11 protein-coding genes are annotated in these 14307 nt (G+C 32.4%); 10 read left to right on the top strand and 1 reads right to left on the bottom strand.

The genetic code is table 11. The features are described from left to right. Window positions 1–18: 18 nt before the first annotated feature. The 7 genes from AR685_RS17605 to AR685_RS17575 all read left to right on the top strand — a co-directional run bounded on the left by AR685_RS17605 (window position 19) and on the right by AR685_RS17575 (window position 8618). A complete protein-coding gene (locus AR685_RS17605; protein WP_059125413.1) occupies window positions 19–1707 on the top strand; it encodes a tetratricopeptide repeat-containing sensor histidine kinase in 1689 nt (562 codons plus the stop codon). A gap of 12 nt (window positions 1708–1719) precedes the next feature. Beyond that, window positions 1720–2385 carry a response regulator gene (locus tag AR685_RS17600; RefSeq protein WP_059125412.1) on the top strand — a complete coding sequence of 222 codons (666 nt, stop codon included), beginning with the start codon at window positions 1720–1722 and terminating at the stop codon, window positions 2383–2385. 356 nt (window positions 2386–2741) lie between these two features. Continuing rightward, window positions 2742–3023, top strand: coding sequence for a hypothetical protein (locus tag AR685_RS17595; RefSeq protein WP_059125411.1), 282 nt, complete (start codon window positions 2742–2744; stop codon window positions 3021–3023). 163 nt (window positions 3024–3186) lie between these two features. Beyond that, window positions 3187–5253 carry a phospholipase D-like domain-containing protein gene (locus AR685_RS17590; RefSeq protein ID WP_059125410.1) on the top strand — a complete coding sequence of 689 codons (2067 nt, stop codon included), beginning with the start codon at window positions 3187–3189 and terminating at the stop codon, window positions 5251–5253. Between the two features lie 11 nt (window positions 5254–5264). Beyond that, window positions 5265–6233, top strand: a complete 969-nt coding sequence (locus tag AR685_RS17585) for a hypothetical protein (RefSeq protein ID WP_059125409.1) — start codon at window positions 5265–5267, stop codon at window positions 6231–6233. 42 nt (window positions 6234–6275) lie between these two features. Beyond that, window positions 6276–7412, top strand: coding sequence for a DUF4236 domain-containing protein (locus AR685_RS17580; protein WP_059125408.1), 1137 nt, complete (start codon window positions 6276–6278; stop codon window positions 7410–7412). 477 nt (window positions 7413–7889) lie between these two features. Next, entirely contained in the window at window positions 7890–8618 is a 729-nt protein-coding gene (locus AR685_RS17575; RefSeq protein ID WP_165592842.1) for a T9SS type A sorting domain-containing protein, read from the top strand. A gap of 408 nt (window positions 8619–9026) precedes the next feature. On the opposite strand, the gene AR685_RS17570 is transcribed toward AR685_RS17575, so the two are convergent. Further along, complete coding sequence (locus tag AR685_RS17570) at window positions 9027–10388, bottom strand: hypothetical protein (protein ID WP_059125406.1); 1362 nt, start codon at window positions 10386–10388, stop codon at window positions 9027–9029. A 492-nt stretch (window positions 10389–10880) separates the two neighbouring features. Here AR685_RS17570 and AR685_RS17565 point away from each other — a divergent pair, with 492 nt between their 5' ends. From AR685_RS17565 to AR685_RS17555, 3 genes are all read left to right on the top strand, one after another. Continuing rightward, window positions 10881–12725, top strand: coding sequence for a T9SS type A sorting domain-containing protein (locus AR685_RS17565; RefSeq protein WP_082671967.1), 1845 nt, complete (start codon window positions 10881–10883; stop codon window positions 12723–12725). A 67-nt stretch (window positions 12726–12792) separates the two neighbouring features. Continuing rightward, window positions 12793–13041 (top strand): hypothetical protein, encoded by a 249-nt coding sequence (locus AR685_RS17560; RefSeq protein WP_059125404.1) that lies wholly within the window; start codon window positions 12793–12795, stop codon window positions 13039–13041. An 87-nt stretch (window positions 13042–13128) separates the two neighbouring features. After that, complete coding sequence (locus AR685_RS17555) at window positions 13129–14253, top strand: aspartyl protease family protein (RefSeq protein WP_059125403.1); 1125 nt, start codon at window positions 13129–13131, stop codon at window positions 14251–14253. Window positions 14254–14307: the final 54 nt, after the last annotated feature.

Below are 14307 nucleotides of genomic sequence, written 5' to 3'. Positions count from 1 at the left end.
TTGCAGTAAAAATCAAATATGATAAGAGTTTTATTGCTGATATTGTTTTTACTTCTTTATTCATGTAAGAAAAGCCAGCCAGATAAAGTTACTTTGCTTAATAACAGCAGTCACGACAAGGCAAATGAATTTAGAGATAATCAAATATCTGATTCAGCATTTTATTACTATAATATCGCAAAAGATGAATATCTTTTGAATAAAGATTCCTCTAAAGCTGCACAAGCAACTATTAATATGGCAATTATCCAATCCAATAGTGGAGATTACTTCGGAAGTATCGAAACATCATTAGAAGCGGATACTTTATTAGCGAAGAAAAAGGACAGTATTTCAAAGGGGTTTTTAGCGGCAAATTACAATAACCTCGCAGTAGCATCGAACAACCTTAAGAATTATGATGAAGCAGAAAAGTTTTACAAATTAGCATTGGACAATGCTGTCAAGTTAAAAAACAAGTTTATTTACTGTAATAATATCGGAGATGTTTTAATTACTAAAGGTGAATATCAAACTGCAATTCCTTACTTACAAGCTGCCTTAAAAACAACCGATAGTGTGGACTATGCCAGAGCATTAAATAACTGGGCACGTGCCAAATACTTGGAAAATCAAAATTTCAATCCTTTGCCTTTCTATAACAGAGCTTTAAATATCCGATCTAAAGGGGGAAATAAATTAGATTTAAATTCTAGTTTTGCAAATTTATGTGACTATTATAAAGATAAAGATAATAGGATTGCTTTGGCATACGCAAAAAAAATGGAAGGTGCTGCAATTGCTGCCAATAGTTTACCGGATCGGTTACAGGCTTTCAAAAGAATAATTTTCTTAGATTCAAAGAACTATCAGATAAATTTCCAAAAATTCACTTCTCTCAACGATGAAATTCAATTAGAGGTAAACCGTGCTAAAAATCAGTATGCATTAATACGCTACGGTGTAGAAAAAAGTAAAGCTGAAAACAGCATTCTTAAAGTTGACCAACTTGAATCTCAAAAAAAACTTATTTATTTAGTGATTGCAGTAGTTGGACTAATCACCATAATTATCTTTGCTAATCTATCTTATAAAAAAAGACGTAAAAGACTTGAACAGGAAAAAGAACTGCTTAAACAGGAAAAAGAATTAGAAGTAAAAAACACGGAATTAAAATACTCCAAAAAAGTTCATGATGTAGTAGCCAATGGAATCTATCAGGTGATGACAAAACTAGAAAATCATCTGGATATCAGCAGAGATGAAACATTAGATGATCTAGAATATGTTTATAATCGATCACGGAATATTTCTTACGACAATATTAAAAATGACGATCATTCAGAAGTTTTTCATGAAAAGATTGCTAAACTTTTGAGCTACTTTAATAATGATGAAGTGAATACTATTTTAATTGGTAATGAGGTCGAGGTTTGGGAAGATATATCTGATTTTAATAAGGCTGAAGTTTATCAGATATTACGTGAATTGCTGATTAATATGAAAAAGCACAGTAAAGCAGATCGTGTCACTTTAAGATTCGAAAGAACTTTTGAAAACGTCAAAGTTTTCTATTCTGATACAGGAATTGGAATCAATAATGAAACTATTTTGAAAAATGGTGTTCGTAATATGGTAAACCGTATTGAGAATATCGGTGGGTCTATTACTTTTGAAACTCAAACTGAAAACGGACTGGAAGTAAACTTTTCCTTTCCTATTTCATAAAACAAAAATGTTATGTTTAAAAAAGTTTTAATCGCAGAAGATCACGAAATACTAAATTTATCTGTACAGAGAACAGCTGATGAATTAAAAATCCCAGTGGTGGATTACGTCCATTATTGCGATGATGCTGTAGAAAAAATTAAAAAAAGTTTAAGGGAAAACAGTCCTTACGATCTGCTCATTACTGATGTTTATTATGATACTGATTATAGAGAACAAAGAATTAAAGATGGACGAGAAATGGTGAAAGAAATCCGTGAAATCCACCCTTCTATTAAAGTAATTTTTTTTTCTGCAGAACATAAATCAGGAATAATAGATACATTATTCAAGGACTATCAAATCAATGGTTACGTCAGAAAAGGCAGAAATGATGGAAAAGAATTAAGGAAAGCAGTTTCTGAAGTATTTAAAGGGAACAACTATCTTGCTTTAGAAGCTAGACAAGATGTGAAAAAATTAAATAGTTATGAATTTTCATCTTTCGATGTTACTTTAGTTTCCCTTCTTGCTCAGGGAGTCTTACAAAAGAATATTCCAACATATCTTGCGAATAACAATATAAAACCTAATAGTCTTAGCAGCATAGAAAAGAAATTAAATGTTCTGAAAGAGGAATTGGGAATTAATAATAATGAGCAACTAATTGCATTCTGCAAAGATCTAGGCATCATCTAAAAAATAATATATCTTATCATTTTTATAAACTTTCTAATGCATTAGAAAGTTTTCCTTTTATGGAAATCCGTAATTAAATCTATTATTATCTAAATACTTTTGAAATGTTAATCAATAAAAAATTAAAATTTTATGAAAAAGTATTACGTCAACAAAAATGCTCAAAGCAATGGAGATCATGAGGTTCATCTAGAGAATTGCACATATCTCCCTTTACCAGCCAATTGTCAGTATCTGGGAGAGTTTTCTACATGTGAAAGTGCAGTAAAGGAAGCTAAGAAATCTTACACACACTCAAATGGTTGTAAGACATGCTGTCCAACTTGTCATACTAAATAAACTGTAATTACTTCAACATGAAAAAAATGATCTTCGCCACCGTGCTAAGCTTAGGACTATTGTTACCTGTAGTAAGCAAAGCTGCAGAAATATCTAAGATGACAACTTCAGAACTTTCTTATTTTCAACAGAAGAAAAAGAAATCTAAAAGCCGTAAAAGTACAGCTAAAAAAACGACTTCTAAAGGATGTACTTATAATGGACATACTCTTATTGTGGGTCCTCGTGGTGGTTGTTATTACTACTCCGGAAACAGTAAAGAATACGTAGACCGTTCGTATTGCTCAAGCTGCAATTAAAGTATTAGAAATCAGCCCTCAAAATTGAGGGCTGATTCTATTTTTTAGTAGTGAATCAATGTATTTTCATATAATTCCCTGGAATTATGGTAAACCATAATTTTTGGATAGTCTTTGTTATTAATTTTGAACACAGAATGATAACCCATTAAAATTCAATCCTATGACAACAATTGTACAAGATTCTTTATCTGATGCAGATGAAATTCTATCAAGAATAAAAACTGAACTGCTCAACGCTCAATCAGAAATATTGGTGGCAATGGCGTGGTTTACCAATCCCGAACTTTTTGATATACTTCAAAAAAAGGCAGCTGAACAAGTGAAGATTTCGTTAATCATTTCAGATCAGCCAGACAACGAAAAGCTGGACTTTGAAGCATTACGCATAATGGGCGTAAAATTTAATCGTATTAAAAATATAGGATACGGTATGATGCATCTCAAATTCTGTATCATCGACAGACGACTTGCAATCTCCGGATCATACAATTGGTCAAACAATGCAAAAAACAACCATGAACAGGTATTGGTAACGACTTTTCCTAAAACAGTCGACGAATTGGTGACCACTTTCTTTAAGATAGAAAATAGAATTGAGAAAATTAACAGTGGAATAAGTTTGGAGGATATTGAAAAAGAGGAGCAATCAGAATGGAAAGAAACGTTAAATGACTCTTATGAAAAACCTGCATTTTCACAAAAAGAAGAGTTGAGTTTTCAGGAAAAGTCATTAAAGGATTTCCAGGATGTTTTAACGAGTATTATTGCCACTGAAGTAGGATCTTTTGATAAAAACCTTCTTAAAGCCAATGCATATCAGAGAGCGCACGAAAACCAGGGAGATCATCAGATTTTACCACAAGCTCTGGACAGTTTATATTCGAATTTCATTAACGATATCGAGGTCATTGAAGAAAAGAAGACTCGACTTAAAACAAAAATAGAGGAACAGCAAAAATTAAGTATAGGAAATGTAGAAATCAGAACCGAAAACGAGATTGAGAGCCTTACATCCACTCTTAATGCTGAAACTAAAAATGCACAGGATGTGATCAATATTTTGGAAAAGTCTACCGATGAGAAAAGATTTATCATTAAGGCCAATACTGATACTCAAATTCCCTTTCTTCAAAATAAAATAGAGCTAGTAAGAAAAAAAATCATCGATCTCAAAACAGACATTGTTAAACCTCCGTTGGATATTTTTTTAATGACAGTGCTAGGACTCTTAGGAATATCCTTGCTAGCCTATATATTTGTCTTTTACACATCTGTGGCTTACATTTTTATTTTTTCAAAAGAAGACATTAAAGCATCTTTAGCAGTAGGAATGATACCATCAAACACAGAAATATTTGATCCCGAAGTCTTTACTAAAGTTTCTGAAAAAGGCATTGGTGGCCTTCTATTTTTATTTCTGTTCGTATCAATACCCATAGCATTGGGAATGATGAAGTTAATACTTAGAAATTCATATAATCAAGACTTTAATGGTCAGATGAGAAAAAAAATAGACTTTCAATCATATTTTGGCGTGCCCTTAATATTAATTGTCGATGCATTTATGGCTTATAAAGTTGCACGAAATATTGAGGAAATAAAACTTTTGACCAACGAAATAGATCAAAAAATGGCTACTTCAGATATTATTTTGTCTGAGAATTTTTTGCTTGTTTTTATTTTGGGAACCTTAGGGGTTTTACTTTTAACTTTAATTGTTAACAAAATATATTCTTTGCTTCACGAGCGAAGCACAACTCATCAGCAACAAAAAATAAAGTTTTCTATTGAAAATCTGGAAAATGAAATTTCGGGATTAGACAATCAGATATTAGAAGTTAAAAAAATAAATGACGGATTAAACATTGAGATTTTAGCTATGGACAGAGATAAAAAAGAGTATGAAAAATTAGGACAAAACCTACCGCTGGAGTGCAACAGAAAAATTGGTTCATTAAGAAATGCTTTTTTATCATTCAGGGAAAAAGTCGAAAATCTTTCTCAGATTTATAAAAGTCAGGTAGATAATGACAAATTACCGGTTTCTAAAGCTGAAATGGAAAACAGAATTAATATTTTCATGGAAGGTTGGAGTAAATATCTCTACGAACTATTTGCTGTAAAAAAAGCAGAAATTAAAACATCCGAAGCCATTAATGAATGTGAAAATTGGTTGAATGGTATCAGCCTTCAGAAAAATTTAACCACTGATTTTGCACAGAACTAAACAAACAAAACATGAAAAAATTATATTCATCAATTATTGTATTTCTCTTATTTGTTCTTTTAATTTCCTGTAAAGAAACAAAATGTAGCTCAAAAACAAAAATTACTTATTCTATCACGAGCAATTACAACGTACTCATAGTACCTGATTTATCAAATAGGATTAATCAATCTATTCATCCTAAGCCCATATCAGATATAACTATTATAAATTCAGTATTAGATCGTATTCCTGAATTGTTGAAATTGGGTAATCGAAATCTTAATCAACTAGATATTTATAAAATTGACTTTATTAACCGTGGCATTCTAAATGAGAAAACAATCAATAATTCTAATTTTGAAATCAATTTTTTAAAATTTAAAAATAGGCTTAAAGAAGCTTCAAAATATAAAGGAAGTCAGTTAAAATCAGATATATCAACATTAAAAGAAGAAACAGCCAAGATATATTCTTATGCTTTAATCCAGAGTTCAGGATCAGATGTCTGGAATTACTTTAATGAAACCATCCATTCCTCACTATCAAATCAAATTGATACTATAAAAATTTCAGAGAACAAAGGCATTATCTCTACAACAAAAAATAAGATTGTCCTGCTAACTGATGGATACATAGAAACAATCAATAAAACATCGGGTTATAATCTTAATCAGGATCTAATTACAGAAGTAAGAACTGAATTTCTTAAAAGTAAAACTAGTAACCTACAAAAGTTCATCCTTTCAAATCCTCAATTTCTAGTTAAAAAAACAAACAGTGATCTTAAAAACATAGATGTTTTGGTTTTAGAAATTACCGACAGATCTTTAGATATAAATGGTGTTGCACGGTTTCATCCAACCGACTTGGAAATTATCAAGATTATCTGGACAGATTGGTTGACCAAATCCGGAGCCGGTCGTGTGCAAATACATGCAACTTTATCGAACAGTAAAGATGTCTATCCGATAATTAAAAACTTCATAGAAAGTAAATAGAACTTCATCAACTCAATCCAATAACCCTAAAAAACTATCATCATGGCTTGGTCATACAGAAAAAGAATTAAAATTGTACCAGGTGTACATCTTAATTTCAGCAAAAGAGGCATCTCAACAAGCATCGGAGTAAGAGGAGCTAGTTTAAATTTCAGTTCTTCAGGAACCAGATTAAATACCAACGTTCTCGGCTTCTCAAACTCATATAAAATATCAGGATCTCCAGCATCACGATCACCACAACCTCAAAGTCATCCGCTTCCTGTTCATGATTACAGTCGAAATCTTTCTGATAACATTTTCAGTGCCGATATACACGAAATAACTTCTCAGGATATGTCAGGAATCAAAGAATCTATTTTAGTTGCACAACGGCAAAAAATTGAATTAGAGGCAGATTTGAAGAAGATAAAAAAAGCATTGTCTTTTTCTAATACAAAAAAGATTATAAGCTATATGTTGATTTATGGATTTATTAATAAAAAAATTGTAGAGAAGATTAATCAAGATATAACAGCTCAAAAAGAGGCTATCATTGAAACACAAATTGTCATTGATAACTCTGCAATTAATATTGATGTGCAATTTGATGATCCAATAAAAAGAAAGTACGAACGTTTTTATAATGCTTTTAAAAACTTAAGTACATCTCATCGTATTTGGGATATTACGGGTGTCCATTTTCAAAATCGCGTCGCAGCGAGATCTAACGCCAGCACACTAGTAAATAGAAGAGAAATTAAAGTAGGCTTAAGATCACTTTCCATAATAAAATCTAATTATGAAGCACTATATTTTCAAAATATAAATGGGGCAGATCTCTATTTCTACCCCACTTTTATATTAATGTTTACAAATAATCAAAACTTTGCAATTATTGGAATCGATGAGCTAAATCTGATCAGTACATCTGTCAGCTTTACAGAAACATCCTCTGTCCCACGAGATTCTAAAATTATCAGAAAAACATGGGCAAAGGTAAATAAAAATGGTACCCCTGATAAGAGATTTAAAAATAATTATCAGATACCCGTAGTTCAATATGGCAGAATACATTTATCGACTTCTACAGGTGTAAACGAAGAATATCAAATGAGTAACTACGAGTTTACTCAAGAATTTGGAGATGCATTTCAGGAATACAAAAATTTGTGCAGAGCAATCGATATAACAAACTAAAATTTTCACACAATTTATCTTTGGATTTATGTTAATTAAAGTTGGCCTTACCTACATTATCCTACCTCTTGTTTTACTTGAGGTTTTTTTATTCTCTCAATTAGATTCTTGGGATTTTTAAATAAAAACTCAAACTTTCCGATATCTTTATCGAAACTGATGCAGCCTTGGTATTTCTTCCCTTTGATGTTGGTGAGTCCGTTGATGTAGGCGGTCTCCCCTGTTTTGAGTTTTTCGATCTGACATTTGTTGAGAGGTTCGCCTCTAAAGATTATTGATTATTTTGTTTTTGTAGATTTTTGATAAATGATTTATGAGATTATGATCGTATATATATCATAGCCATTGGAATAAAATGGAGTTTTTCTCATTATATTTGCTGAAAATTTTTACAATTTAAAAAGCACTTGAAACTTTTTTTCGATAAACGATTCTAAAGCCAATCCTGGTGAAAATATGATCCATAGCAATTTCAATATGAAAAAAAAATTACTTTATATTTTAGTCCTTCTCACTGTAAACTTTATCCAAGCACAAAACGTTCATATACCTGATAATAATTTTAAAAACTTATTGCTCAACATACCCTTAATCAATATGAATGGTGATGGAGACATACAAGTTTCAGAAGCAATTGGATACAGTGGTGCGTTACACATCGGCAATCAAAACATTTCAGATCTTACCGGTATTGAAGCATTTGTAAATCTTACCGATCTGTTTTGTCATGGCAATCAACTGACAACGTTAGATGTGAGCCACAATACTGCTTTAACTTATTTGGGTTGTGCTGAAAATCAGTTAACAACACTCAATGTAAAAAATGGAAACAATAGTGCCCTGATATGGCTATATTCTGCAAATAATCCTAATCTTCTGTGTATTCAGATTGATAACAGCAACATGATAGGAACTTATTGGGCTAAAGATGCTGCCGCTACTTACAGTTCAGACTGTCAATCATTTTTAGCAACTGAAGAAACTGTAAAAAAAAGTATTTTAACGTATCCAAATCCTGTAAAAAACTTGCTTCATTTTTCAGTAAATGCTGATGCAACATTATACAATATGGTTGGTCAAAAATTGGGATCGTATAAAAATGTGTCACAAATAAATATGGAACAGTTTGCGGAAGGCACCTATATTTTAGTGCTTTCAGATAAAAATGGAGATATCATCCAGCAAACTAAAATCGCGAAGTATTAAAATAGGTTATCTTCACTATAATCAATAAATTATTTTGACATTTAAACGAAAAACGATCCTCTGAATGCAAATTACAGATCCCTAATTTGTAATCAATTATATTTTTAGACCCTTTGATTTCATTGGATTTTTATCCGTTAATTTTTTCTCATTCTAAGCATTTTTAAACGAAAACTCAAACTTCCCAATATCCTTTGAATGGATAAAGGTTTAGCGTCTTTGAGGTTTTCTTTTGCTGTTCTTTGAGGGTGAACTCATTACCGGAAGGCGCGGTATTGAAATCGGGTTCTTTTCTGATGAACTAAAAAAACGTAGACTTACATGGTTATGATTAGAACATTGTAAGCTTTTAGAAGAGAGATTAATAACCACTTAGCGGGTGAAAATACAGAATAACGTTATTAAAATTCATATTGAAAGCTCAAGGTAGATGTTAATTTCAATCCAGATACTGAACGCTAACGCCAATAAAAGAGTATACCAAAGCAAATCAATTTGTTTCCTGAGCTGAATTCCAAAAATGACAATAAAGAAAAGAGGACAGGCTATCAGATACATTAGAATAGCAATACCCAAAACAATAAAAATATCGTAGTGGTAGTTACCCAACAAAAGTATCATCGCAAAATGTATACACCAGACAACTATCGGCATGAAGATGCACAAAAGCCACTTCGACAGCTTTTTCATTTGCAGCTTTTCTGATGCCTGATGATAATTTCTGATTATAAGAAATACGGTTCCAATTAATAACAGGACAAGTATAATAATCTGGATCAATTTATATCTTACAGTATCTTTCCGTGTATTAACATGATCAGTTTTTATTACGTTGCTGTTTTCGAACAACTGAACTTTTGTACGTTCACCATTAACAAAAGTAACTGCATTTGAAAATTTCCCGTTACCATTATGGAAAACCCAGACAGAGTCTTCAATACCGTTTTTGTATAAACCGGCAATAGTTATTTTGCCATCCTTTTTCCTTATCAACTTCCCATCTAAAAGCCCACCCCTGAATCGTACGGAATCTACCCCTTCGGCTGTATTTATATTTAAATAGGTAATTGTTTTCGGGTCAACCAATCGTACTCCATTACCAAGCATCTGCGAGACAGTGTAATCAAGATTTTTGACAGCAGCATTTTTGCTGTAGTCATCATATTTCACCGGTCTTTCGGACAGAGAAATCTCGTCAACTTTGACGACAAGCAATGAATCAAATCTAAAATACTGTAAATGGTCGTAATCACTTCTGTCAATAGGTTTGTCTGATGTAAGAAGTATATAATGCGGCTGATCAAGCCTTTGCGTGTATCTGGGTTTACTGGTAGAATAAAATGCAAAAATGGCTATTGCCCCGATCAGATAAGGATTTATTCTTTTTTGCCAGACTAAAAGTACTGGTTTCTGCTGATCGCTGTCCATACTGAACCATGCTGCTGCTAAAATTGGCAAAGCAAGAAGATCCGTCAGATCCACTGTTCTTTCTATCGGGAAGAATACTTCACTGAAAAAATCGATAAATGGCTGTGAATGGGAAGTTTTCCAGTAAACAAAAAATACCGCCGTTGTTGTGAAAATTGCTGATCGGTATTTAGGCAGTAAAACAGACCAGAAAACAGGAAATACAAAAAGCCCGCACAAATCTGATAGTTTTCCGGTAAGTATATTATGATAGGTTGTTTTCAGATAAAAATCATTCAGGATCAGCAACCCTAAACATACAATAAATGGGAAAGAAACTATCGGACTCAGACGTTTTTTCATATTGGTTAATTGTTATCGGTTTTTACGACGTACTGTATCTAAGCTTTTTAAAATTATAGAAAAAAAAGCATACCGGCCGTAGCAGATACTTTTTTCCTGATGTACACATTTTAAAATCTACATCATTACCAAATTACAGCTTTAAAATTTAAATATCCTATTTTGAGTAAGAAATAAAAATTCTAAAAAAAGACTGATATATTTTTAAATAATAGCAGTATTATTAATTTATATTTACATAATAAATTAAAAAAAACCATTTAATCGTATATCTAGAATCGTTCTGATGGTATTTTCATTTTCTTTGCCGTTTATTTTCACCAAAGGACTTTATGAAAAATGATTTTAAAAGGTCATTATTTGTGGTTTATCTATTTTAAATTTTCTTTGGACAAGTTATTTTTTAGTGAAAACTAATTATGATGAATTGGCCTATGCAAAAATTAACAATGAAAAATTAGCTGACCGTAATTTATTATTTTTTAAGCAAAAATGCGTAACATACTTTATTATTCAGATAAGATGAGGAATTCTTTTTACTACATTTTGGTATTTTTTGCAGGATTATATTCTGCACAAGTTTCTCAGGTCTATGAAAGAAGCTGGGGAACTTATTTTGGAGGAGTTCATACCAACGGAACTACGGGAACCACGAGCTATAAAGCAACAGAGGTTAATGATGGTAATATTATCATTGACAGAGAATACAATAGCAACTCGAATACCAGTTATTACAACCAATTTATCACTACGGGCATGCAGGGATTTACTCCCGGCATACTCAACCGGTTAGAAGGAAAGATTAATAATAATGGTTCTTTGCTCTATTCAAAATATGCGATTCCTAATACTGCATTAGGCGCATCCGAAAGCGAAAGAATAATGTATCGTGATCAGGATGGAAGTTATTATGTAAACGAATCAAAAAATATACTCAATGCTTCCGCAAGTACAGGAGTTTGGCTTACAAGTTCGGTAGTTGAAGATATACAAAACAATAGCACATCACTTTTGGCAAAGTATGACGCTAACGGTATTTTTCTATGGAGAACATTCATTCCTGCAGGCATTTCAGATCTAAGCTTTACAACAGACGATGCAGGAAATATATACTTCTCGGGACTTACCAAAAAACAAGACTTAGCAGACACGGGAAGTTATCAAAGCAATTTTGTACTAGATTACGTCAATGGAAACTTTAGACAGAATGCTTATCTCGTAAAACTTAATTCTTCAGGACAAAAAATATGGTCAACCTACTATCCTGCTGAACAAATATTTTCTCTTGATGAATATAATGGAGATCTGTACTTAGTTACCAGTTCTGATTTCTTAGTTACCAATACACAACTTGCCACCAGTGGTACATTTCAGCAAACCAAAGCGCTCAGTGCTATTTCGAGATTTAATGCAAATACTGGCCAAAGAATCTGGGGTACTTATTATGGACCTTCTGATAATTATGGAAATGTTGGCATAATAAAAGTAACAGAAACAGGGATTTATACATTAGGTTTGTCTTTTGAAATCTACTCACCCAATAATACCAACTATTTTGCAACTGCAGGAGCGTATCAGGCGCAACCGATGGGAAACCAAGACAGTGTGATCAGCAAATTTAGTTTTTCCGGACAGCGGGTTTGGAGCACTTACTTTGGAGGCACAGAATCAGATGATTTTTCTAGTCTAGATGTAAAAGGCAGCAAAATATTGATTTCCGGGTCAACATCCAGTCAGAATATTGCCAGCGCAAATGCTTTTGTAAACGTAAAGCCCAACCTGAGTATACCTGATATTTTTTTTGCAATGTTTAATACATCTGGAGAATTGGTTGTTTCTTCTTATTATGGAGCTACTGACGTTTCTTTAGGCATATTCTTAGGTGGGTCTGTTAAATCCTTTTTTTCAAAAAATTCAGACTCATTCTACCTGGCCGGAATTACTGCAAATCACAACGGGTTCTCAACAGAAGCAGCATTTCAACCCGCAATCATACCAATAACAGGACCAAGCAGTTCAGACTACACTTGTTTTATTGCTAAGTTTACGCCCAAAAACCTTTCAACATCAGAAAGTATAAAGGCTGATCAAATTAAGCTTTTTAATAACCCGAATAACGGGAATTTCTACATAACCGGAGATTTATTAAGCACAGCAAATTACAAAATCCACCTTTTTGACATTTCCGGAAAATTAATCTATAAAGAAGACTTACCCAAAGGTAAAATTCACAAATTCTCTTTAGAAAATCTTCTTGTATCCGGAACTTATATTCTCAACTTAGCTACTGATACCGGGGAAGCATTAAAAACATTTAAACTCATTGTGAAGAAATAATAAAAGATTGAAAGTTTCTGAACAAGTTGCCAATACCCCTATTCAATTTGTTTCCGGAAATTTCTAAATGAGCGATGAGCAACTCGACAACCTCAAATCTTTGGAATTAGTTTATTTAAGAATCACAGGTTTTAGCTTAGCGATCGGATTTTCAGGAGAAATACCTATCAAAATGCAGGATACAACACCTCCTTCTCCCTTTGCAGCCAGAGGTAAAAAGAAAAAAAAGCTTTCAACTACGGTTGCTATAACTACTAACCCTCAGACCTGCCCTACCGCTGTAAGCGGGAGTTTGGGTATGAGCTGGGAGCGGTAACAAACTTTAAATGCATTGCATTAAGACTGCCGTTCTAGGCAGTCTTTGTTTTATATCCTATATTTGTTTTTACCAAAAATCAAAAAAATGAAAAATTATACTGTCCAATGTTTAACGATTGTCCTCTTGCTTTTTCCTTTATTTTTTAATGCAGCAACGATTCCTTTCGAATTGATTGATGGAAAAATTGTTATTGAGGTCAAAATAAAAGATAAACAGCACCATTTTATTTTTGATTCTGGAGCATTCACTCTCATTTCACCCGAACTAAAGGATGAAATAAAAGCAAAAAAAACCAAGATTATATTTGAAGGAACAGACGCAAATAATGCCAAATCCAAAATGGATGTTTTCTCTACAAATAAACTGCAGATATCAGATATGGATCTTAAAGAAGTTAATTTTTCTTTTGCAGATATCAACTGGATGAGCGCTCGTGCATGTAAGAAAATAAGCGGAATCTTTGGTGCCAATATGATGAAAGGTAAAATTTGGCAAATTGATTTTAAAAATAGTAAACTGACAGTATCGGATCAAGTGAATGAATTAAACGTAGCAAATTCAGTACATATTCCATTTTCTGAGGAGAATTTTACGGGTGTCCCTAAAATAAATATCAAGATAAGAAATCAAAATCTGGAGTTTATTTTTGATACAGGATCCGGAATGGGATTTACGCTTGATCAAAATTCATATAATCAAATCAAAGATGATCTGTTTCTGACATTTGAAGGATTGTTAGCTCAGTCAATAAGCAGCGTCAGTATTGGAGAAAGATATGTTGATTTAATGGAGGTTCAGATTAATAATTCAAATATGGGGGTTCAGATGGTAGATAGCAGCTCGGATTCAAGAAATCTTCTAGGTACTAGATTTATGGAAAACTATGAGGTTCAGCTCGATTTCATCCATAAAAAAATTATTCTTAATTCAAACGGAGACCAACCTCGATATTTTACTTTTGGCGTCTCTTTCGCACCAATGAAGGAAGATTTTATCATCGTCAATAAAATACAGCTTCCTCAATTATCTGCATTAAATGTAAAAGATAAAATTTTGAAAATTAATAATATAGATGTTTCAAAAGTCAATTCAGAAACAGTCTGTGAAGTTAAGAAGGTACTTGACAGCAATTCATCTATAACGATAGAAACTTCAGCTAAGAAAACTTTTACTTTAGAAAAGAAAAACGTTTTAGAGTACATCAGATAAAGCCATAACATATTATTCAGATATTGTTTGTGATGACTGCTTCGCCTGATCAAT

This window comes from Chryseobacterium sp. JAH (assembly GCF_001507335.1).
Lineage (GTDB): Bacteria > Bacteroidota > Bacteroidia > Flavobacteriales > Weeksellaceae > Chryseobacterium.
Note: the sequence above shows the minus strand (reverse complement) of the source record. Positions and strands in the feature narration are given on the sequence as shown.

Coding starts and splice junctions, on each gene's coding strand:
- AR685_RS17605 (WP_059125413.1), top strand. CDS start 19: ATGATAAGAGTTTTATTGCTGATATTGTTTTTACTTCTTTATTCATGT.
- AR685_RS17600 (WP_059125412.1), top strand. CDS start 1,720: ATGTTTAAAAAAGTTTTAATCGCAGAAGATCACGAAATACTAAATTTA.
- AR685_RS17595 (WP_059125411.1), top strand. CDS start 2,742: ATGAAAAAAATGATCTTCGCCACCGTGCTAAGCTTAGGACTATTGTTA.
- AR685_RS17590 (WP_059125410.1), top strand. CDS start 3,187: ATGACAACAATTGTACAAGATTCTTTATCTGATGCAGATGAAATTCTA.
- AR685_RS17585 (WP_059125409.1), top strand. CDS start 5,265: ATGAAAAAATTATATTCATCAATTATTGTATTTCTCTTATTTGTTCTT.
- AR685_RS17580 (WP_059125408.1), top strand. CDS start 6,276: ATGGCTTGGTCATACAGAAAAAGAATTAAAATTGTACCAGGTGTACAT.
- AR685_RS17575 (WP_165592842.1), top strand. CDS start 7,890: ATGAAAAAAAAATTACTTTATATTTTAGTCCTTCTCACTGTAAACTTT.
- AR685_RS17570 (WP_059125406.1), bottom strand. CDS start 10,388: ATGAAAAAACGTCTGAGTCCGATAGTTTCTTTCCCATTTATTGTATGT.
- AR685_RS17565 (WP_082671967.1), top strand. CDS start 10,881: ATGCGTAACATACTTTATTATTCAGATAAGATGAGGAATTCTTTTTAC.
- AR685_RS17560 (WP_059125404.1), top strand. CDS start 12,793: ATGAGCGATGAGCAACTCGACAACCTCAAATCTTTGGAATTAGTTTAT.
- AR685_RS17555 (WP_059125403.1), top strand. CDS start 13,129: ATGAAAAATTATACTGTCCAATGTTTAACGATTGTCCTCTTGCTTTTT.